This is a genomic window from Streptomyces sp. NPDC002643 (genome assembly GCF_053592555.1).
The window spans coordinates 140,730-160,305 of sequence record NZ_JBSFVY010000017.1 but is presented as its reverse complement, the minus strand read 5'-3'; the positions used below and the strand labels follow the sequence as shown (position 1 = coordinate 160,305).

The 19,576-nt window shown below is 69.7% G+C and carries 18 protein-coding genes and 4 pseudogenes; 13 read left to right on the top strand and 9 right to left on the bottom strand.

Features of this window, described 5'->3' with window-relative positions; genetic code table 11:
- The first annotated feature begins 42 nt into the window (after positions 1 to 42).
- The 5 genes from ACWD4G_RS25870 (at position 43) to ACWD4G_RS25850 (ending at position 4,299) form a co-directional block, all read left to right on the top strand.
- Positions 43 to 642, top strand: a complete 600-nt coding sequence (locus tag ACWD4G_RS25870) for a 2-oxo-4-hydroxy-4-carboxy-5-ureidoimidazoline decarboxylase (protein WP_451297288.1) — start codon at positions 43 to 45, stop codon at positions 640 to 642.
- Positions 643 to 883: 241 nt separating this feature from the next.
- Positions 884 to 1,264, top strand: a complete 381-nt coding sequence (gene sdhC, locus ACWD4G_RS25865; RefSeq protein ID WP_451297286.1) for a succinate dehydrogenase, cytochrome b556 subunit — start codon at positions 884 to 886, stop codon at positions 1,262 to 1,264.
- A gap of 5 nt (positions 1,265 to 1,269) precedes the next feature.
- Entirely contained in the window at positions 1,270 to 1,761 is a 492-nt protein-coding gene (locus ACWD4G_RS25860; protein ID WP_451297284.1) for a succinate dehydrogenase hydrophobic membrane anchor subunit, read from the top strand.
- Between the two features lie 22 nt (positions 1,762 to 1,783).
- Positions 1,784 to 3,538: a succinate dehydrogenase flavoprotein subunit gene (gene sdhA, locus ACWD4G_RS25855; protein ID WP_451297282.1), complete on the top strand. Its 1,755-nt coding sequence runs from the start codon at positions 1,784 to 1,786 to the stop codon at positions 3,536 to 3,538.
- Positions 3,538 to 4,299, top strand: a complete 762-nt coding sequence (locus tag ACWD4G_RS25850; protein ID WP_451297280.1) for a succinate dehydrogenase iron-sulfur subunit — start codon at positions 3,538 to 3,540, stop codon at positions 4,297 to 4,299. The genes sdhA and ACWD4G_RS25850 overlap by 1 nt, the downstream gene beginning before the upstream one ends.
- Positions 4,300 to 4,422: 123 nt before the next feature.
- Here the strand turns inward: ACWD4G_RS25850 and ACWD4G_RS25845 are convergent, their stop codons facing one another.
- The 5 genes from ACWD4G_RS25845 to ACWD4G_RS25825 form a co-directional block, all read right to left on the bottom strand.
- Positions 4,423 to 4,686, bottom strand: a complete 264-nt coding sequence (locus tag ACWD4G_RS25845) for a TM2 domain-containing protein (protein WP_451297278.1) — start codon at positions 4,684 to 4,686, stop codon at positions 4,423 to 4,425.
- Between the two features lie 319 nt (positions 4,687 to 5,005).
- Positions 5,006 to 5,404, bottom strand: a complete 399-nt coding sequence (locus ACWD4G_RS25840; protein WP_451297276.1) for a DUF2752 domain-containing protein — start codon at positions 5,402 to 5,404, stop codon at positions 5,006 to 5,008.
- On the bottom strand, positions 5,397 to 5,924 hold the full coding sequence (locus ACWD4G_RS25835; RefSeq protein WP_451297274.1) for an NINE protein: 528 nt from the start codon (positions 5,922 to 5,924) through the stop codon (positions 5,397 to 5,399). The genes ACWD4G_RS25840 and ACWD4G_RS25835 overlap by 8 nt, the downstream gene beginning before the upstream one ends.
- 107 nt (positions 5,925 to 6,031) lie before the next feature.
- On the bottom strand, positions 6,032 to 8,554 hold the full coding sequence (locus ACWD4G_RS25830) for a DUF4132 domain-containing protein (protein ID WP_451297272.1): 2,523 nt from the start codon (positions 8,552 to 8,554) through the stop codon (positions 6,032 to 6,034).
- A 2-nt stretch (positions 8,555 to 8,556) separates the two neighbouring features.
- Positions 8,557 to 8,955: a hypothetical protein gene (locus ACWD4G_RS25825; protein ID WP_451297270.1), complete on the bottom strand. Its 399-nt coding sequence runs from the start codon at positions 8,953 to 8,955 to the stop codon at positions 8,557 to 8,559.
- A 108-nt stretch (positions 8,956 to 9,063) separates the two neighbouring features.
- On the opposite strand from ACWD4G_RS25825, the gene ACWD4G_RS25820 reads away from it, so the two are divergent.
- The 6 genes and pseudogenes from ACWD4G_RS25820 (at position 9,064) to ACWD4G_RS25795 (ending at position 12,878) form a co-directional block, all read left to right on the top strand.
- Complete coding sequence (locus tag ACWD4G_RS25820) at positions 9,064 to 9,891, top strand: hypothetical protein (RefSeq protein ID WP_451297268.1); 828 nt, start codon at positions 9,064 to 9,066, stop codon at positions 9,889 to 9,891.
- Between the two features lie 105 nt (positions 9,892 to 9,996).
- Positions 9,997 to 10,218, top strand: a pseudogene (locus ACWD4G_RS25815) (VOC family protein); the annotation flags it as partial.
- 120 nt (positions 10,219 to 10,338) lie between these two features.
- A complete protein-coding gene (locus ACWD4G_RS25810) occupies positions 10,339 to 10,767 on the top strand; it encodes a hypothetical protein (protein WP_451297266.1) in 429 nt (142 codons plus the stop codon).
- 74 nt (positions 10,768 to 10,841) lie between these two features.
- A complete protein-coding gene (locus ACWD4G_RS25805) occupies positions 10,842 to 11,309 on the top strand; it encodes a thiol-disulfide oxidoreductase DCC family protein (RefSeq protein ID WP_451297410.1) in 468 nt (155 codons plus the stop codon).
- 129 nt (positions 11,310 to 11,438) lie between these two features.
- Positions 11,439 to 12,176 (top strand): TetR family transcriptional regulator, encoded by a 738-nt coding sequence (locus ACWD4G_RS25800; RefSeq protein WP_451297408.1) that lies wholly within the window; start codon positions 11,439 to 11,441, stop codon positions 12,174 to 12,176.
- 93 nt (positions 12,177 to 12,269) lie between these two features.
- Positions 12,270 to 12,878, top strand: coding sequence for a Uma2 family endonuclease (locus ACWD4G_RS25795; protein WP_451297264.1), 609 nt, complete (start codon positions 12,270 to 12,272; stop codon positions 12,876 to 12,878).
- Here ACWD4G_RS25795 and ACWD4G_RS25790 read toward each other — a convergent pair.
- Positions 12,871 to 15,215: pseudogene (locus tag ACWD4G_RS25790) on the bottom strand (MMPL family transporter). The gene ACWD4G_RS25795 and the pseudogene ACWD4G_RS25790 overlap by 8 nt on opposite strands.
- A 205-nt stretch (positions 15,216 to 15,420) precedes the next feature.
- Here ACWD4G_RS25790 and ACWD4G_RS25785 point away from each other — a divergent pair.
- A pseudogene (locus ACWD4G_RS25785) lies at positions 15,421 to 15,636 on the top strand (response regulator); the annotation flags it as partial.
- Positions 15,636 to 16,142 (top strand): annotated as a pseudogene (locus tag ACWD4G_RS25780) (sensor histidine kinase); the annotation flags it as partial. The pseudogenes ACWD4G_RS25785 and ACWD4G_RS25780, both read left to right, overlap by 1 nt.
- 108 nt (positions 16,143 to 16,250) lie before the next feature.
- Here the strand turns inward: ACWD4G_RS25780 and ACWD4G_RS25775 are convergent.
- The 3 genes from ACWD4G_RS25775 to ACWD4G_RS25765 form a co-directional block, all read right to left on the bottom strand.
- Entirely contained in the window at positions 16,251 to 17,807 is a 1,557-nt protein-coding gene (locus ACWD4G_RS25775; protein ID WP_451297262.1) for an ABC transporter substrate-binding protein, read from the bottom strand.
- Between the two features lie 182 nt (positions 17,808 to 17,989).
- Positions 17,990 to 19,306, bottom strand: a complete 1,317-nt coding sequence (locus ACWD4G_RS25770; protein ID WP_451297260.1) for a metallophosphoesterase — start codon at positions 19,304 to 19,306, stop codon at positions 17,990 to 17,992.
- A gap of 16 nt (positions 19,307 to 19,322) precedes the next feature.
- Positions 19,323 to 19,565, bottom strand: a complete 243-nt coding sequence (locus ACWD4G_RS25765) for an SCO4848 family membrane protein (RefSeq protein ID WP_451297258.1) — start codon at positions 19,563 to 19,565, stop codon at positions 19,323 to 19,325.
- Positions 19,566 to 19,576: the final 11 nt, after the last annotated feature.

The window sequence follows — 19,576 nt, the reverse complement described above, 5'->3', positions numbered from 1 at the left end:
CTCCCCCGTACAGGTGAATTTCGGGCATCGAACGGACAGCCCATGACCCGCCTCGATAACGTGGTGGCCCATCTCGCACACCCTGCCCCGCCACCCCCTACGCACCGCCGAGGACCCACGCTGCCTCCGCACCGTCTCCCGCATCTCCCCGGCCACGTAGCCCTACCCGTACCGGAGCAGGCCCCGAGCCCTTCGGCCCTGAAGGCGTTCAACGAAGCCCCCGCCCGCGCGGCGCAGCACACCCTCCTCACCTGCCTGCGCAGCCTCCGCTGGGCCGACCGCCTCACCGCCCACCGCCCCTACCCCGACCTGGGCTCCCTCCTGGCCGCCTCCGACGAGGCCGCCTACGACCTGACCCCGTCCGACCTGGCCGAAGCCCTGGCCGGCGAGTCCCTCCCCACCCTCCCGGACGACACCTACGGCGTGGCCCACACGGCCCTCAACGCCGCCCACGCCGCCTACGAGGCCCGCTTCGGCCACGTCTTCGTGATCGCCCTGGACAAAACCCCACCAACCGAACTCCTCAACCACTCCCTGGAAGCGATCAGGTCACGATTGTCAAACGACCCGGAGGAGGAGCGCATGGTGGTATCAGAGGAACTACGCCGCCTGGCGAGAACAAGGCTGAGCAGCAAATTCTGAGGGCGAAGCCCGAAAAAAGGGGCGCGGGGCTGTGACATCTGCGGCTCCGCCGCGGGGCGCGACCAGCCACAACACACCCGCACCCGCCAAACAACCAGAACCCCCGAGCCATTAGGCACCCCGCTTAAGCCAAGCGCCGCGGCATCGCTAACATGGCCGGGGCCGGTGGACCGTACCCGGCCGGGTCAGACCGACACAGAAAGCCGGCCGGCCCCAATCCCCGCTCCCGGAGGGTTCTTCCGTGCCGGCTGGAACGCTGTACCGCGGCCGGGAAGGAATGTGGTCCTGGGTGGCTCACCGAGTCACCGGCGTCCTCATCTTCTTCTTCCTGTTCGTACACGTGCTGGACACCGCTCTCGTCCGTGTCTCCCCCGAGGCCTACGACAAGGTCGTGGCCACGTACAAGACGCCCCTCGTCGCGCTGCTGGAGTACGGCCTCGTCGCCGCGATCCTCTTCCACGCGCTGAACGGTCTTCGGGTGATCGCCGTCGACTTCTGGTCGAACGGCCCGCGCCACCAGAAGAAGATGCTCTGGATCGTCGTCGGCGTCTGGCTGGCGCTGATGCTCGGGGCCCTGTACCCCGTCCTCGGCCACGCCGTTCGTGAAGTCTTCGGGAGCTGAGGCAGATGTCCACCACTGAGACCACCGCTTCCGGCATCGGCCCCGTCGAGGGCACCGGCGCGCTGGCGGGCTACGGCCCGGACAACCCGGCCCCGGTCATCGAGCCGCCCCGCAAGCGCACCAAGAAGACCCCCCGGACGACCCGCGGCAACTTCGAGATGGCCGCCTGGCTGTTCATGCGGCTGTCCGGCATCCTCCTGGTCGTCCTGGTCATCGGCCACCTGGTCATCCAGCTCGTCCTCGACGGCGGCGTCTCCAAGATCGGCTTCGCGTTCGTCGCCGGCCGCTGGGCGTCCCCGTTCTGGCAGGTCTGGGACCTGCTGATGCTGTGGCTCGCGATGCTGCACGGCGCCAACGGCCTGCGCACGGTCATCAACGACTACGCGGAGCGCGCGAACACCCGGCTGTGGCTGAAGGGCCTGCTCTACACCGCCACGGTGTTCACCATCCTGCTGGGCACGCTGGTGATCTTCACCTTCGACCCGAACATCCGCTAGGCACGGGGCTGAGGCAACCACCATGAAGATCCACAAGTACGACACCGTCATCGTCGGCGCCGGTGGCGCCGGTATGCGCGCGGCCATCGAGTCCACGAAGCGCAGCCGCACCGCCGTGCTGACCAAGCTGTACCCCACCCGCTCCCACACGGGCGCCGCGCAGGGCGGTATGGCCGCCGCGCTCGCCAACGTGGAGGAGGACAACTGGGAGTGGCACACCTTCGACACGGTCAAGGGCGGTGACTACCTGGTCGACCAGGACGCCGCCGAGATCCTGGCGAAGGAGGCCATCGACTCCGTCCTCGACCTGGAGAAGATGGGTCTGCCGTTCAACCGCACCCCGAACGGCACGATCGACCAGCGCCGCTTCGGCGGTCACTCCCGCAACCACGGTGAGGCGCCGGTCCGCCGGTCCTGCTACGCGGCCGACCGCACCGGCCACATGATCCTCCAGACGCTGTACCAGAACTGCGTCAAGCACGGCGTGGAGTTCTTCAACGAGTTCTACGTCCTGGACCAGCTGATCACCGAGGTCGACGGCGTCAAGAAGTCCGCCGGTGTCGTGGCGTACGAGCTGGCGACCGGTGAGATCCACGTCTTCCAGGCGAAGGCCGTGATCTACGCGTCCGGCGGCTGCGGCAAGTTCTTCAAGGTGACGTCGAACGCGCACACGCTGACCGGTGACGGCCAGGCGGCCGTGTACCGGCGTGGGCTGCCGTTGGAGGACATGGAGTTCTTCCAGTTCCACCCGACCGGCATCTGGCGCATGGGCATCCTGCTGACGGAGGGCGCCCGCGGTGAGGGCGGCATCCTCCGCAACAAGGACGGCGAGCGCTTCATGGAGAAGTACGCGCCGGTCATGAAGGACCTCGCGTCCCGTGACGTCGTCTCCCGCTCCATCTACACGGAGATCCGCGAGGGCCGCGGCTGTGGCCCCGAGGGCGACCACGTCTACCTCGACCTCACCCACCTCCCGCCGGAGCAGCTGGACGCCAAGCTCCCGGACATCACCGAGTTCGCGCGGACGTACCTCGGTATCGAGCCGTACACGGACCCGATCCCGATCCAGCCGACCGCGCACTACGCCATGGGCGGCATCCCGACGAACGTCGAGGGTGAGGTCCTGAGCGACAACACCACCGTCGTCCCGGGTCTGTACGCGGCCGGTGAGGTCGCGTGTGTGTCGGTGCACGGCGCCAACCGCCTGGGCACCAACAGCCTCCTGGACATCAACGTCTTCGGGCGGCGGGCCGGTATCGCGGCGGCGGAGTACAGCCAGAAGGCCGACTTCGTCGAGCTGCCGGAGGACCCGGAGTCCCTGGTCGTCGAGCAGATCGAGCGGCTGCGCGCCTCCACGGGCAACGAGCGCGTGGCGGACCTCCGTCGTGAGCTGCAGGAGACCATGGACGCCAACGTCATGGTGTTCCGCACCGAGCAGACCATCAAGACGGCGGTCGAGAAGATCACCGAGCTGCGCGAGCGCTACAAGAACGTGGCGATCCAGGACAAGGGCAAGCGGTTCAACACCGACCTCCTTGAGGCCATCGAGCTGGGCAACCTGCTCGACCTCGCCGAGGTCATGGCCGTCTCCGCCCTCGCCCGCAAGGAGTCCCGCGGCGGTCACTACCGCGAGGACTATCCCAACCGCGACGACGTCAACTTCATGCGTCACACCATGGCGTACCGCGAGGTCGGCGACGACGGCACCGAGACCGTCCGCCTCGACTACAAGCCGGTCGTCCAGACGCGCTACCAGCCGATGGAGCGTAAGTACTGATGGCTACCCCTGTTCTGGACAAGGTCGAGGCGGAGGCCAAGGCCTCCCCGTACATCACGGTCACCTTCCGGGTGCGCCGCTTCAACCCCGAGGTGTCGGCGGACGCGGAGTGGCAGGACTTCCAGCTGGAGATCGACCCGAAGGAGCGTGTGCTCGACGGTCTCCACAAGATCAAGTGGGATCTGGACGGCACGCTGACGTTCCGTCGCTCCTGCGCGCACGGCATCTGCGGCTCGGACGCGATGAGGATCAACGGCAGGAACCGTCTTGCCTGCAAGACCCTCATCAAGGACATCAACCCCGAGAAGCCGATCACGATCGAGCCCATCAAGGGCCTCACGGTCCTGAAGGACCTGGTCGTGGACATGGAGCCGTTCTTCCAGGCGTACCGGGACGTGATGCCCTTCCTGATCACGAAGGACACCAACGAGCCCACGCGTGAGCGGTTCCAGACCGCCGAGGACCGCGAGCGGTTCGACGACACCACGAAGTGCATCCTGTGCGCCGCCTGCACCTCGTCGTGCCCGGTGTTCTGGAACGACGGCCAGTACTTCGGTCCGGCCGCGATCGTCAACGCCCACCGCTTCATCTTCGACTCGCGTGACGAGGCCGGTGAGCAGCGTCTGGAGATCCTCAACGACCGTGACGGCGTGTGGCGTTGCCGCACCACGTTCAACTGCACGGACGCCTGCCCGCGTGGCATCGAGGTCACCAAGGCGATCCAGGAGGTCAAGCGGGCGCTGATCACGCGCCGCTACTGATCTCCCAGGTGGTACATGCTGAGGGCCCCGCTCCGGGATCGGAGCGGGGCCCTCAGCATTCTTGCCGTGTCACGGTGTCACTTGTGCGGTGTCACTGTGACGCCGAGCCGGTGAGCGCCGGGCTCAGCCGCGCAGCACACGACCCTGGGAGTCGGTGCGGTCGTTGCTGGTGAGGAAGATGATGCCGTCGATCAGCGCCCAGATGCCGAAGCCACCGCAGGTGAGGAGCTGTGCGACACCCACACCGGCGTTGCCCACGTAGAAGCGGCCGATGCCGAGGCCGCCCAGGAAGAGCTGCAGGATGCCGGCGACGATCTTCGACTTGTCGGAGTACGGACGGCCCTGCGGGTCGTAACCGAACGGGGCGTCAGGGGTGGGGACGGTCATGAAAGTTGCTCCTGGAAGTACTGACTGAAAGACCGAGGCGGATTCGCCTCGGGGGGATTCCAGGAGGGAAGGCGCGGCGATACCGGACACCGAGTGGGTACGGCGAACACCGGCACCCTGCGAGCACGACGTATCCCCCGTCATCCCCCCTGTTGCCGTTGCAGCGTATGGAGAGCGGCGGGCCGACGGGAGGGGGTTCGGACGATCGTTCCTGTTCCGTGACACGGTTCCAGCCAAGTTGCCACAAGTCCTCGACATAAAGGTCACGTAAGGGATTTACGGGGTCGGGAAAAGGGAAGGGAGGCCGACCCGTCTCGGCTCAGCGGAGGTTGCGGAGGACCGTCCATGTCACGGCGAGGGCGAGGATCGCGGCCTGGGTGCGGGGCTTGAGACGGGGGCGCCAGCGGCGTCCGCGCAGGCCCTCCACGGCCCAACGGCCCAGCAGGGCCAGGGCGAAGGGGGCGGCGAGGAGCAGCGCCCTGTTGTCGTGCCAGGCGGCGGCGAAGTGGCCGTGCATCAGGTCGTACACCATGCGGGTGCCGCCGCAGGCGGGGCAGAGCAGCCCCGTGACATAGCGGAACGGGCACTGCGGCAGCAGATGGCTCGGCTCATGCGGGTTGGTGCCGTACAGATAGGCGGCGCCCGCCAGCCCGGCGGCGGCCACCGCGAGCGGGGCCGTCGCCGGATGCCGGAGGAGCTGGGGGCCGCGCTCAGCCACGCAGGACACGCCCGTTGGAGTCGGTGGTGTTGCTGCTGGTGAGCAGGACGATGCCGTCGATCAGGGCCCAGATGCCGAAGCCACCGCAGGTGAAGAGCTGACCCAGGCCGAGACCGACATGGCCGAGGTAGAAGCGGCCGACGCCGAAGGAGCCCAGGAAGAGCGAGAGGATACCCGCGACGATCTTCGACTTGTCGGAGTACGGCCGGCCGTAGGGGTCGTACCCGTAGGGGGCGTTGGGGTCACCCGTGTACGCGCCGCCGGGCGTCGGAGGCGCCTGGTAGCCATAGCCCGGCTGAGCCCCCGCCGGGTAGCCGTAGCCCGGCGCGGCACCCGGCTGCTGGTAACCGCCCTGGGCGCCGTACGGGTCACCGGCCTGCTGGGCGCCGTACGGGTCCGCGCTCGGCGGGGTGCCGTACGGATTGGCCCCCGGCGCCTGTCCCGGAGCCTGGTTGGGGTACCCGTATCCGGGCTGCGGCGGCTGCGGGGGCTGAGCGGGCTGCTGGGGCTGCTCGGTCACGGTACTGACTCCTGCGCGTTGATTGGTCGAGCGTTATGGGCTGTCCGTCATATTGCAGGAGAAGTGGCCCCGGAGAGAAGTTGTTACCTCGCGGTCACACCTGGCGTTCACAGTTGGCTGAGGATCGTCGGGTCCGTGATCTCCGTGTCCTTGGCGAGCAGCATCGCTTTGCTGAGGATGACCGCGAGCATGCGGTCGCCCTCGAAGGGGAGATAGCCGGTCGTGGTGTTTCGGTTCCCGGGAACGATGCACAGATACCGGTCGTTCGGCGACATCAGGATGTTCCCCGAACCCAGATGAATCCTGTACGTGTGCAACTCCCCCTTGACGTGCAGGAACCGCCCTTCGACCGTGCACCGGTCGGCGATCGCGAGCCGGGGTATCAGCCGTTCCAGGAGGACCCGGCGGGTCTCGGCGCTCTCGTTCAGCTCCCCGAAGCCGTACGACGTCCAGTACTCGCGGAACCGGCCGCCGGGCCCGCCGTCCTGCCAGGTCGGGTCGTTGCCGACGCTCGCGACGCCCACGAACAGGTCGACGTCGCGCAGGACTTCGGAGAGGACGAGCGGGGGGATGTCGGTGAGGGGGACCGGGTCGAACGGGTGTTGGCCGTCCCGCAGCCACATCGAGTACGCGCCTCCCCAGCAGGGCGCCTGGTTCTCGGGAGCCTCGATCGGATAGAAGCGGACCTGGTCGGTCCGCAGCCGCAGAAAGCTGCCGGAGTCGGTGAGATCCTCACCGAACTCATGCCCGTCGCCCTCGATCCAGTACTCGGCGCGCAGCCCCCACCGCGGCAGTTCGCGGGTGGCGGGCGGGGCGACGTCGTCGACGCTCAGCCGCAGTCTGTTGCGCCAGCCCCGGATCGCGGCGAGGGAGTTGAACTGGTGCTGACGCAGGATGTGCGCCGCGAAGCGGTTGGAGTACGTGCCGGTCGCGCGCTCGGCGTCGGTGAGCAGATACACCTCGCGGTGGGCCTGCTTGAAGGGCTGGGTGATGCCGTGCCGCTCCAGCCAGTCCCGCCAGGCCACGACCTCGGAGGGGTCGCGGCCGACGGGGTGCCACAACTCGACCTCGCCGCTCTCGGGGGCGGGGGCGCCGTCGAGGGTGCGCGGTTCGCCGGCGGCGGCTTCGGTGCCGGCTGTCGGCCCGGGCAGCGGGCTGTCATCGAGCGTACGCAGCTCACCGTCGGCGAACCCGACCGTCGTACCGTCCACGGTCCACAGCAGCCGGCGGGCGAGCGTCCCCACGAGCGGATGGTCGAGATACCGCTCCCGCCAGGCCCCGTACTCCCAGGTCCGCCGGGCGAGGAACTGCCGGTCCAGCCGCTCGCTCTGCGCGGTGAGCATCTTGTCGATGTCCTTGACGGCGGCCTTGAGTTCCTTCAACTCGTCGGTGTGCTCGTTCCGTACGACGGCGGGCACGCTCTTGACGGCCTTGCCGGAGGCGTTGCGCCAGCTGAGCACGGCCCGGGTGCCCTGGACGTCGATACGGGCGGTGACCTCCCCGAACCGATGCGTCGTATGGCCCACCTCGGTGAGCCCGTACGCCGGGACGGCCAGCTCCTCGATCTCGTCCCTGCTGAGCCCGAGGGCGGTGGCGCGGGCGGTGAGGGCGGTGTCGAGGAGCTTGGCGGTGTTCTTGTAGGTGACGCGGGTGGCGAGCCGGGCCAGTTCGGCGAGGGCGCTGTCGTCGGCGATCCGGGAGAGGGCGACGACTCCGGCGTTGGCGACCTTGGGGTTGCGGGGCCCGAGCCCCGCGACCTTCTTGAGCGAGGTCTCCACGAGCGCGCCGAGGGCACGGGCCGTCTCGGGGTGCGGTGGGAGCAGGGAGAGCAGCCAGGCGAGGCCGCGCAGGGCGTTGGCGTTGTAGGGGTCGTAGGCGTTGTTGACGTCGGGCTCGTAGGGCTGGCGCTCCAGCGGGATGGTGCGGGGGCGGCCGACGAGGGTGAACCAGGACAGCACGACGGCGCGGACCCGGTCGGCGCCGACGGCGTCGACGAGGGGGCGGGCCCGCTGGTCCCACTTGGCGGTTGGTTTGGCGGCCGTGGCCGTGGTGGCATGGGCGAGCAGCGCGTGGATGTCCGGGTCGGAGGCGTCCCGGTCGGCCTGCTCGGCCCACTCCTCGCCGACGTTGACGACCGGGTGGGTGAACTTCTTTGCCAGGGCCTTCAGCTCGGGGGACTGGTAATCCTCCAGCGCCGCGCGGCGGAAGACGGCCACGACGGCGGGGGCGAGGGGGCGGCCGGTGGCCAACTCGGCCTCGGCGAGGCCCTCGTGGCGGTCTCCGATCCACAGGGAGAACCGGAGGCCGAGTTCGTCGAGCTTCCGCCGCCGCTCATCGGGGAGCCTGTCACCCGGCAGCCCGTGGGAGACCATGCCGAGCAGGGTCAGGGCGTTGTCCTGGGCGACCGGCCCAGCCGCCTCCGCGTGGTACCGCACCACCAACGCGTCGCCGAGCGCCGCGCGGATCTCGGCCGGCAGCAGGCGCAGTTCGTCCAGCACCCGTTCCCAGAGGCCGGTCCAGTTGCCGCGGTTCACGATCGCGGCCTTCAGCAGGCCGACGGCGAGCGCGTCCATGTCACCGTCGGCGGCGTGCTGCCGGATGATCTCCTTGGTCCTCTGCACATGCCCCATCGTCATCCCCCCACCAGCGGCACGAGCTTCAGGAACGTGACCTCGGTACCGAGGGCGAGGTCGATCTCCTCGTCGATCTCGGTGACCTGCCGATCCCCCACGAGCACGAGAAACCCATTACCGGCGAACGCCTTGAGCGCGAGCGCGGCCTGCTTCTCGGCGTCGATCCGCCGAGGCGTCCGCAGGGCATACCCGTTGAGCACCCGCTCGGTGTCCTCGGGCCGCACCAGCCCCTGGAACACCTCGTCGGGCCGGTTCCGCGCATGGAACTCGGCGACCTCCTGAAACACCCGTCGCCGTATCAACTCCCCCACGGACACCCGCTCCTCGGCGATATCAAGCCACCGGCTCTCGCCCCGCACCCCACTGGTCGTCTCATCGACGAAGGTCACCGTTGCCATGGGAGGACAGTAAGGGGAGGCACTGACAACGAGGTGGGACAGATCGCCGTTGGCCGGATAGCGCGCAACGTTCGTGACGGATGGGGCGGTTGGTTACAGACTGCGGCCATGAACTCCCTGAGGAAAGCCGCCGCCGCGCTGTCGGCCGCGGCCGCGATCCTGATCGCGATACCCCCCACTGCCTCGGCAACGACCGCCTCGCACGATGCGGGCGCCCCACAGACCCTGAGCGGGCCGTACGGCAAGAACCTCGTGCGGGAGAACTTCGACCGCCTCCCCCTCGGCCCGGTGACCCAGGGCCGGGGCTGGACCACGGACACCTCCAACGGCACGCTGAGCGTCGAGCCCAGCGCCGACGGACGCGGCCGTGAACTCCGTATCCGGACGGAAGGGAACGGCCGGGCCTTCGTCGTCTTCCCCGACCTGGCCCCGCCCGGCAACAGCTTCTGGGCCCGGGTGCGCCTGCGCGTCGCCGAGTTCCCCACGGCCCCCGACTGGGCCCACTGGACCCTCGCGGAAGCCTCCGGCACCGACTCCCCCACCCTGGTCCGCCCCCTCGGCGGCCAGTACGCCCCCACCGACCAGGGCAACTTCTGGGGCGTCGGCTCGGACCTGGGCCCGACCGGCGACTGGACCAACTGGCGAACGTCCGCCCCGGCCACCGCCGCGAAGTGGACCTGCGCCGAGTTCCACCTCGACGCCACCGACAACCGCGTCACCGTCTACTTCGACGGGATGGAACAGCCCGACCTCACCGTCTCCACCACCGAACACGGCGGCACCACCGACGACTTCACCTTCCCGACCTTCGACAGGCTGAAGCTGGGGTGGCAGCTGTACCAGTCCGGGCCCACTCCGGCCTCGTACGACGTGCGGATGGACGACATCGCGCTGAGCACACGCAGGGTGGGCGGTTGCACGGCCGATCGATCCTGACGACCGGCCGACGCTCAGGCTGGGCCCCGGGCTCCGCCCGCCCATCGCTCCGCGCCCTCTCCGCCCGCCACCTCCGGCGCGGGCGCTGTCGTTCCTCGGCGCTGTGAGGCGGTCGCCTTCCATGGGCGGGCGGGGTTCGAGGTGGGGTTTCAGCTGGACGAGGCCGGGATCGCGTTGTTGAAGGTGGGGAAGGAGACGCCGGGGCCGCTGCTCCGGCTGGAGGAGGCCTTGCACCGGCGGGAGCCGGTGTGGGCGTCGGCGGCGCGGGTGTGGCTGGAGGTGCGGGACGCCCGTGCCGCCGCACGGGCGCTCGCGGCGGCCGGAGTTGGGGCGGAGTACGTAACCCAGCCCACACAGGCGCCGCTTGAACACGTTCAAAAACAGGTCTACAGTCTCTCCCGTCGAGAGTTTTGAACGTGTTCAAGAAGCCCTGGAAGGGGTGGGGGAATGGACCTCACGGTCGTCGCATACGTCATCTATCTGCTGGTCAGCGTGGGGCTGACGGTCTGGGTGGCGCGGACGCTGAGCAGGAACGGGCGGATCTTCCTCTCGGACGTACTGCGGGGGAACGAGAAGCTCGCGGACGCGGTGAACCATCTGCTGGTCGTCGGGTTCTATCTCGTGAACCTCGGGTTCGTCGCGCTCTATCTGAACGAGGACGGGGCGATCGACAGCCCGCGTGAGGTGTTCGAGGCCGTCTCGGCGAAGCTCGGCGTCGTCCTGCTGGTCCTCGGCGCACTGCACCTCGGCAATGTCTACGTCCTGAACAAGTTCCGGCGCCGGGGCGTCATGGAGCGCGAACAGGTGCCGCCGGTCGCCCCGCAGGGCTGGGTGCCGCCCACCACCACGCCCACCGCGCCTCCGGCCGGGGCGTGACCGCGGTGACCGAGACAGCGACAGCGGCAAAGGCAGCCGCCGAGGGCTGGGACGCCGAGCGTGTCCCGGCCCCGGTGGTCGTCCCCGTCCGCTCGCTCACCGTCCTCTTCGACGCCCAGTGCGGCCTCTGCGCCTTCCTGCGAGAATGGCTCGGGCGGCAGCGGCAGTTGGTGCGGCTCGACTTCGTGGCGGCGGGGTCGGCGGAGGCCCGGCAGCGGTTTCCCTCGCTGGACCATGCGGCGACCCTGGAGGAGATCACCATCGTGGGGGACGGCGGCCAGGTGTATCGGGGGCCGGCGGCCTGGGTCGTCTGTCTCTGGGCGCTGCGCGACCACCGCCCGCTCGCCCACCGGCTGAGCACGCCCTCGGGAGCGCGGCTCGCTCGCGGCGCCGTCCTCGCCGCCGCCAAGTGGCGGGGGTCGCATCGGCCGCGTACGGGGAAGGGCGGGGCCGAGTTGGAGGGATGGGTGTACGACCGCCGCTCCGGGTGGACCTACTCCTCGTCCGACGGCTGTGACAGCGGCACCTGCCCCACTCGTTAGGCTCACCCCGTGCCCGCACCGATCGACAGCCCCGAACCCGAGTCCGCGTCCGAGCCTCGACCGGAAGGGGAATCCGCGCCCGAGCCCGAGCCCCGGCCCGAACGGGAATCCGCGCCCGAGTCCGCGCCCATGGGCTCCGCCAAGCCCGACTCCAAGAGTCCCGCCAAGTCCGAGCAGACCCGCGCGCTGATCCTGGAGACCGCCCTGCGGCTCTTCCAGGAGCGCGGGTACGACAAGACGACGATGCGGGCCATCGCCAAGGAGGCCGGGGTCTCGGTCGGCAACGCGTACTACTACTTCGCCGGCAAGGAACATCTGATCCAGGGCTTCTACGACCGGATCGGCGCCGAGCATCTCGCGGCGGTGCGGCCGGTGCTGGCGCGGGAGACCGATCTGGAGGCGCGGATCGCCGGGGTGCTGAAGGTGTGGCTGGACGTGGCGGAGCCGTACCACGAGTTCGCGGCGCAGTTCTTCAAGAACGCCGCCGATCCGGACAGTCCCCTCAGTCCTTTCTCCCCCGAGTCGGAGAAGCCGCGCGAGGAGGCCATCGCCCTCCATCGGGAGGTCCTCGCCGGGGCGAAGGCCAAGGTGCCGGACGAGTTGAAGGACGCGCTTCCCGAGCTGATGTGGCTCTCCCAGATGGGACTGGTGCTGTACTGGGTCTTCGATCGGACGGAGGGGCGGGAGCGCAGCTACCGGCTGGCCGAGCGAGGCGCCCGGCTCACCACCCGGGGGGTCTCACTGGCCCGCTTCCGGGTGCTGCGGCCGCTCGTCCACGAGGTGCATGAGCTGTTCACCGACTTTCTGCCGGGGATGACGGGGGTGGTGAGGGCACTGCCGGGTGCGGGGGTCAAGGGGCGCGGCTAGCGATCACTTTTGGGTGAACGGGGTCGAACGGGCCGTCTGGCCTCGTTCCTGCCTACGATGATGGTCTCGACACCAGCCCACAGGAGGCACGTGATGTCCGCAGCATCCGTCGAGCGGCCCCATGGAGACCGTCCGCTGATCGCGGAGGCCAATCGGCTCATGGACCGCAATCCGGGGTATCGCGTCGAGATCATCGGAGGCACGATCGTTGTGACGCCGCCGCCCAACGTCGCCCACGCCCGCGCGTTGTCCAGGTTGAGGGACCCTTTCACGACCGCAGGCCTGGCCGGCGGAGAATCCGAGGTTCTCGAAGGAGTGGGGCTTTGGCTCCCGAATGGGGCCGAGGACTACGCGATCCCGGATCTTGTAGTCGTCGACGGCGACATCGAAGACCATTTCGTCGAAAACAACTGCTACGACCCGATCGCCTTCCGTCTGGTCCTGGAAGTGACCTCCAGCAATTACCAGAACGACCTCCGTGCCAAGGTCACCGCGTACGCCCAGGCGAAGCTTCCCGTCTACGTCATCGTCGACCGTAGGCACCAACGCCTTCACGTCCTCACCGACCCGGCCGGAGACGAGTACGCGAACCACCGCATCCACGCCCCCGGCGAGGTTGTGACACTCCCCGACTCCATCGGCGCCGAGGTCACCCTGGACGTCGACGAAATCCTCAAAGCCGGGCAGACGAAAGCTAATTGACCGCGTCCACCTCCCCCTCCCGCGCCCCCGCCAACCCCACGTCGTACAGCAACGCCCCCTCCCCCACGACCACTTGCCGCGCATGGGCGTCGTACGACCTCGAAGTCGCCGCCAGGAGATAAGTACCCGGCCCGGGGACCGCCAGGATGTACGAGCCGTCCGCCAACGACGTCACCCGGTCCAGTGGTCGGCCGCCCCGCGAGAGCACGGTCACCACGACCCCCTCGCCCGGCTCCCCCTCCCCCGTGCTGATGAACCCGTGGATCACAGAGGCCCCGCCGTCCCGTGACTCCAGCGGCCCGCGCCTCCGACAGTTCCCGCACCCCCAGCGGTCCCGGCGACGCCGCCACCGGCGACTCCCTAGGCTCCACCGCAAGGTGCGGAAGCCTCCGCTCCGGCCACTCCGGCAGCCACCAGTTCGCCTTCCCCAGCAGATGCATCGCGGCCGGGACCAGGGCCGTACGGAGGATGAAGGCGTCCAGGGCCACGGCCGCAGCCATGCCGATGCCGGCCATCGCCGCCTCCAGTTCGCCGCTCAGCACGAACGCGCTGAAGACGCAGATCATGATCAGCGCGGCGCAGTTGATGACCCGGCTGGTCTCGGCGAGGCCGACGCGGACGGCGCGGGCGTTGTCCTTGGTGTGCACCCACTCCTCGTGCATCCGGCTGACCAGGAACACCTGGTAGTCCATGGAGAGGCCGAAGAGCAGGGACAACATGATGACCGGGAGGAACGCGGCGATCGGGCCCTCCTTGCCGATGCCCAGCAGTTCCGTCCCCCAGCCCCATAGGGGAGACGGTCGCCGGTCACCGACGCGAAGTCCTTCGAGACCGCCGTCACCCCGCCGACATGGGCCTCGGCACCCGTCGACGGGATCACGTCCTCGCGCAGGCGGTCGATCAGCTGGTCCGTCTTCGCCGACTGCGGGGACGTCGTCGGGATCACCTGGATCACCGTGACGCCGTTCGCCGGTGGTACGGCCACCACCTGGGCCACACCGTCCGTGGACTCGATACGCGGCACCAGGTCGGAGGAGGTGTCACCGTTCACGACCACCTGAAGGGGACCGTTGAAGCCGGGGCCGAAGCCCTCCGCCAGGAGGTCGTACGCCTGGCGGGTGGTCGTCGTGTCGCGGTGGTTGCCCTGGTCGGAGGTGCCGAGGCGGATGGAGAGGACGGGGATGGCGAGGGCCAGCATGACGAGCAGGGCGACCGCCGCCGTGGAGCGCGGACGACGTTCGACGTACGAGGACCAGCGGGCGCCGAGGCCCGTCGACACCTCCGGTTCGGGGCCGGCGATGGACAGTCGTGCGCGCTGGCGGCGGCTGAGGACGCGCGGGCCGAGCAGGCCCAGCAACGCCGGCAGCAGGGTCACCGCGGCCAGCACGCTCAGCACGACCGCCAGCGAGGTCGCGATGACCACGCCGTCCAGGAAGCGGAGGTTCATCACCAGCATTCCGGCGAGCGCGATGCACACCGTGCCGCCCGCGAACAGCACCGCGCGCCCGGAGGTGTTGAGGGCGGTGACGGCCGCTCCTCCGGTTTCATCCCGCGCAGGATGCCGCGCCGGTGGCGGGTGACGATGAACAGGGCGTACTCGATGCCCACGCCGAGGCCGATCAGCGAGCCGAGCAGCGGGGCCACATCGGGGATGTTCGTTACATGGCTGAGCAGGGCCGTGGCCATCATGCCGGTGCCGACACCGGCCACCGCCACCACGATCGGCAGCAGCATCGCGAAGAGCGAACCGAAGGCGAGGAAGAGAACGACGGCCGCGGCGAGGATGCCGACCGCCTCGGACGTGCCCTGCGTGGCCTCCTGCGCCCGCCCGATCGCCTGACCGCCCAACTCCACCTGCAGACCGTCCCGTTCAGGACCATTCCGTTCGGCGTTCTGAGCGGTTTCGATCACCTCGTCGATGAGTTCCTTCGGGACGGCGTTCGCCTCCTCGGTGAAGGTCACCTGGGCGTAGGCGATCCGCCCGTCCCGGCTGACGCCCGCGGAGCCGCCGCCCCGCCCCTCGTCGTACGGGCTGGTGACACCGCCGACGCCGGGCATCCGGCCGATCTCGGCGAGCGCGGGCTCGATCCGTTCGCGTACGGCCTCGTCCCGTAACGAGCCCTCGTCGACCTTCCACACCACCGTGTCGGTGTCGCCCGCGCGTTCCGGGAAGGCCTGGTCCATCAGGTCGTACGCGCGCTTGGAGTCCGTGTCCGGGAGGGAGAAGACGTTCGCGTAGTCCGTGCCGGCGACCGAGCCGGCGAAGCCGACACCGAACACCGTCCCCACCCACAACAACAGGACCACCAGTCGGTGCCGATACCACGACCGTGCCAATGTCGCCACGATCAACTCTCCTTGTACGACAGTCGATTGGTCCCCCGGGTCCTGGCACCACCCTGGTCGGCCGGACGGCCCCGGCCCCCCGGAGGGAGGGCCGGGGCCGGATACTGAGGGCATGACCGGAACCGGGGAGACGAACGGAACCGAGGGCACGATCCGCGGCGAGAGCACCGGCGTCATCGACGGCCCGGGCGCGACCGTGCTGGTCGTCGAGGACGAGCCGAGCATCACGGATGTGCTGACGATCGCCCTGCGCTACCACCGGTTCGAGGTGATGACGGCCGGTACGGTACGGGAGGCGCTGACGCTGGCCGAGCGGACGCGGCCCGACGCGGCGCTGCTGGACGTGATGCTGCCGGACGGCGACGGGCGGGCCCTCGGGCGTGAACTGCGCGCCCGGCTACCGGAGTTGGCGCCGCCCAGCTCCGCCGTTTCGTCGGCGACGCCTCCCATGAACTCCGCACCCCCTGTCGGCGATCCGCGGCTACCTCCAGCTCTACGACAAGGGCATGCTCACCGACCCCGAGCAGCGCAGGCGTGCCTGGGACCGGATGAACGCCGAGGTCGACCGCATGGGCCGTCTGGTCGACGAACTCCTCACCCTGGCCCGCCTCGACCAGCACCCCGAACTCCGCCTGCGCGACATCGACCTGACCCACCTCCTCCGCGACGCCGCCGCCGACCTCCGGGCCCAGCAGCCGGACCGCCCGATCACCGTCACAGCGGAGGGCACCCTCCTGGTCCACGCCGACGAGTCGGGCCTGCGCCAGGTCCTGGGCAACCTGATCGGCAACGTACGCACGCATACGCCGGTACGGATGGGCGTGGAGCGCGATGGCGATCGTGCAGGGGGTGGTGGAGGCTCACGGGGGCGAGGTGACAGTGCGCACGGCCTTGGGTGACGGCTTGAAAGTACGGTGACTTTACCGCCGCCGCTTTTTAGGGGCGCGGGGAACTGCGCGATCAACCACAACGCACCCGCAGCCGCGCAAGCCCAACAACCCCCTCCCCCTTAGGCGCCAAAACACCTCACCCCCACTCCAGCCCCCACAGCCGAAACACCCCGGTTCCGTCAGTCACATACTCGGCCCCGCCGACCCCCTCCGTGCTGAGCACAAACTCCTTGCGCTGCCAGAGCGGGATGACCGGAACGTCCTGGGCGACGATCTCCTCAAGTTCCTCGAAGTCCGCGACGGCCCCGCCCCGGTCCTCGTAGCGGCGGCTGTCCTGGAGAAGCCGGTCGGCCTCCTCGCCGCTGTAGCCATTCCTCATCGACCCACCCGTGCCGACGAAGGGTGCGCTGAAGGTCTCGGGGTCGGGATAGTCGGCGAGCCGGCCGACGGCGTACGCGTCCAACTCCCCGGCCGCGTAACGCCGTTGGAAGTCCGTCCACTCATACGCTCGGGTCGTCACCGCGAACAGCCCGGTCGCCTCCAGTTGCCGTGCGATCTCGGCGGCCTCGGCGGCGGCCGACTCCCGGCCCTCGGCGTACCCGTAGGTGAAGCGGACCGGCATGGTCACCCCGGCCGCGTCGAGGAGTTGCCGGGCCCGTTGCGGGTCGGGCTCGGGGTAGGCGTCGAAGAACGAGGTGGTGTGGCCGGTGATGCCGGCCGGGATGAGGGAGTACAGCGGTTCGGTGGTGCCGTGGTGGACGGCGGCGATGAGCTGCTTGCGGTTGATCAGCGTGGCCAGCGCCTGCCGGACGAGCCGGTCGCCGAGGGGCGAGCTCGCACGCACGTTGAGGACCAGATCGCGGGTCTCGGTGCTGTCCGACTCGACCACCCTCTGGTCGGGGTCGGCGGCCGAGAGTCCGGCGAGCACGGCGGGCGGCAGCGTGCGCGTGGCCACGTCGACCTGACGCGCCCGCCACGCCCGCTCCAGGGCCGCCGAGTCCTGGTAGTAGCGCATGAGGACGGGGCTGCCGGTCCGCTCGGCGGCGCCCACGTAGTTCTCGTTGGGCAGCAGCCGCGCTTGCCGTCCCTCGGTGTACGAGTCGAGCGTGTACGGCCCGGTGCCGTCGGCGCCACCGTCGGTGCGCAGCCGGTCGGCGGGGTACTCGGCGCGGTCGACGATCGAACCGGCGCCGGTGGCCAGCTTGTACGGGAAGGTCGCGTCCGGCCCGGTGAGACGGAAGCTGACGTCCGGTCCGCTCGCCTCGACCGACTGGAGGGTGGCGAGCAGCGGGGCGGGGCCGATGTCCGCGTTGATGCGTTTGATCCGGTCGAACGAGTACTTCACATCGGCCCCGGTGACCTCGCGTCCGCTGGGGAACGTCAGGCCCTCGCGCAGGGTGCAGCGGTAGACGGTGAGCGCGTTGCCGACGAACTCGCAGGACCGGGCGGCGTCCGGGACGGGGGTGGTGCCGCCCGGTTCGAAGGTCAGCAGCGACTGGAAGACATTGCTGAACAGGGCCCAGGAGCCGGTGTCGTACGCCCCGGCCGGGTCGAGGGAGGTGACGCGCTCGGCCGTACCGACCGTGATCGTCCGGTCGGCGTTCCGCTGGGCCGGCATCAGCTGCCAGGCGCCCACCGCCGCGATCGCCAGCACCACCAGCGACGCCAGAATCCGTAAGCGAACCGAGCGCACGGCGCCCCTCCCAAGACCCCCACCCGGCCCACAACGCGCAGTGGCGCCGCGATGACGCCGCTCACCTAACCACACGTGATCACGTTCGCGGAAGACGGGTTTTGTCGAGTTAAGGAAGAACTCAGCGAACGTCCCAACTGGGGGCCGCCGATGAGATCTTGATGACCAATCAGGCTGTTGTGTCAGGCCTGCTTCGACGCCAGTTCCACCACGGTGATGTCGGAGGGGGCACCGACCCGTACCGGCGGCCCCCAGGCGCCCGCGCCCCGGCTGACGTAGAGCTGGGTGTCGCCATAGCGTTCGAGGCCGGCGAGGGTGGGGTTGGCGGCCTGGGCGACATAGGTCATGGGCCACATCTGGCCGCCGTGGGTGTGCCCGGAGAGCTGGAGGTCCACGCCGTGGTCGACGGCGTCATGGATCTGCACCGGCTGGTGCGCCATGAGCACGACGGCCCGCGAGGTGTCCCTGTCGCCGAGGGCCTTCGCGAAGTCGGGGCCCTGGCCCTCGTCCTCACCGGCGATGTCGTTCACCCCGGCGAGATCGAGATAAGGCAGCTCGCGGCGGTCGTTCTCCAGCGGGGTCAGACCGAGCCGCCGCACCTCCTCGACCCACTGCTCGGCACCGGAGATGTACTCGTGGTTGCCGGTGACGAAGTAGCTGCCGTGCCGCGCCTTCAGCTGGGCGAGCGGCGCCGCCGCCGGGCCGAGGTCCGCCACATCGCCGTCGACCAGGTCGCCGACGACCGCGATCAGGTCCGGCTGGGTCGAGTTGATCGTGTCGACGACCTTCTGCGCGAAGCCCCGGCCCAGCATCGGCGACAGATGGATGTCGCTCACCACCGCGATCCGGAAACCGTGCGCGGCCCGCGGCAGCTTCGCCAGCGGGACGGTGACCCGCTTCAGCTTGGGGCCGCGTACGACGCCGTAGGTGCCGTAGCCGACGGTCCCGACGGCCGCGGCGGCGACGGCACCGCCGACGACCCGGGAGACGAAGAGCCGCCGGGAGGGGTCGGCGGGTGTGGTGGCGTCCGGCTCGGCGGGGGCGGCGGGTGTGGTGGGCCCGGAGGGGGTGCCCGGCTCGGCCGGCTCGACGGCCTTGGCGGCGCCCGCGGGGACCGGCTCCGGTTCCGGCTGGGGCTCACGCACCGCCGGTTCGGGCCGGGCCGTGGGGGCGGGGGCGCGTCGTTCGACGAGACGGCGCAGGAGGGGGCGTACGAGCTCCCCCGCCAGAAGGGCGAGCAGCAGATACAGCGTGAGGGCGAGCCACATGAAGCCCGGCCAGGTCAGCGTCTGCTGCAGCCAGAAGGGGGCGCCGGCCCGTTCGGAGGCGAAGCCGCCGACCATCAGCAGGGGCCCGGCGATGAAGACCGTCGTGCCCACGCGTCGGGCGAGGCCCGGCCCCCGTGTCGTGTCGCGCACCAGTCGGCGCCAGGCGTACCAGTGCAGGGCCGCGAAGAGGGCCAGCACCAGTACGGCCACGAGGATGAAGACGATCACCATGAAGCCGCGCTCCCCACTATGCCGTTCGCCGCAGAGCGCGCAGTCCGCGCAACCCGATGGCGCCGATGACCGTCCCAAGGACAAAGGAGACGATCGCGAGTGTCAGGTGCACCCAGAAGTACGCCGTGCGGTCGCCCGCGTCGTCGAACGCGAGGCCGCTGCCGTCCTTCCAGAGATTCCGGGCGAAAGTGATCCAAATGACCCAGCTCCATGCCCCGAAGGCGAGCAGGAACCAGGAGAGGGGGCGGCTGAGCTTCATGGGTTCAGTAT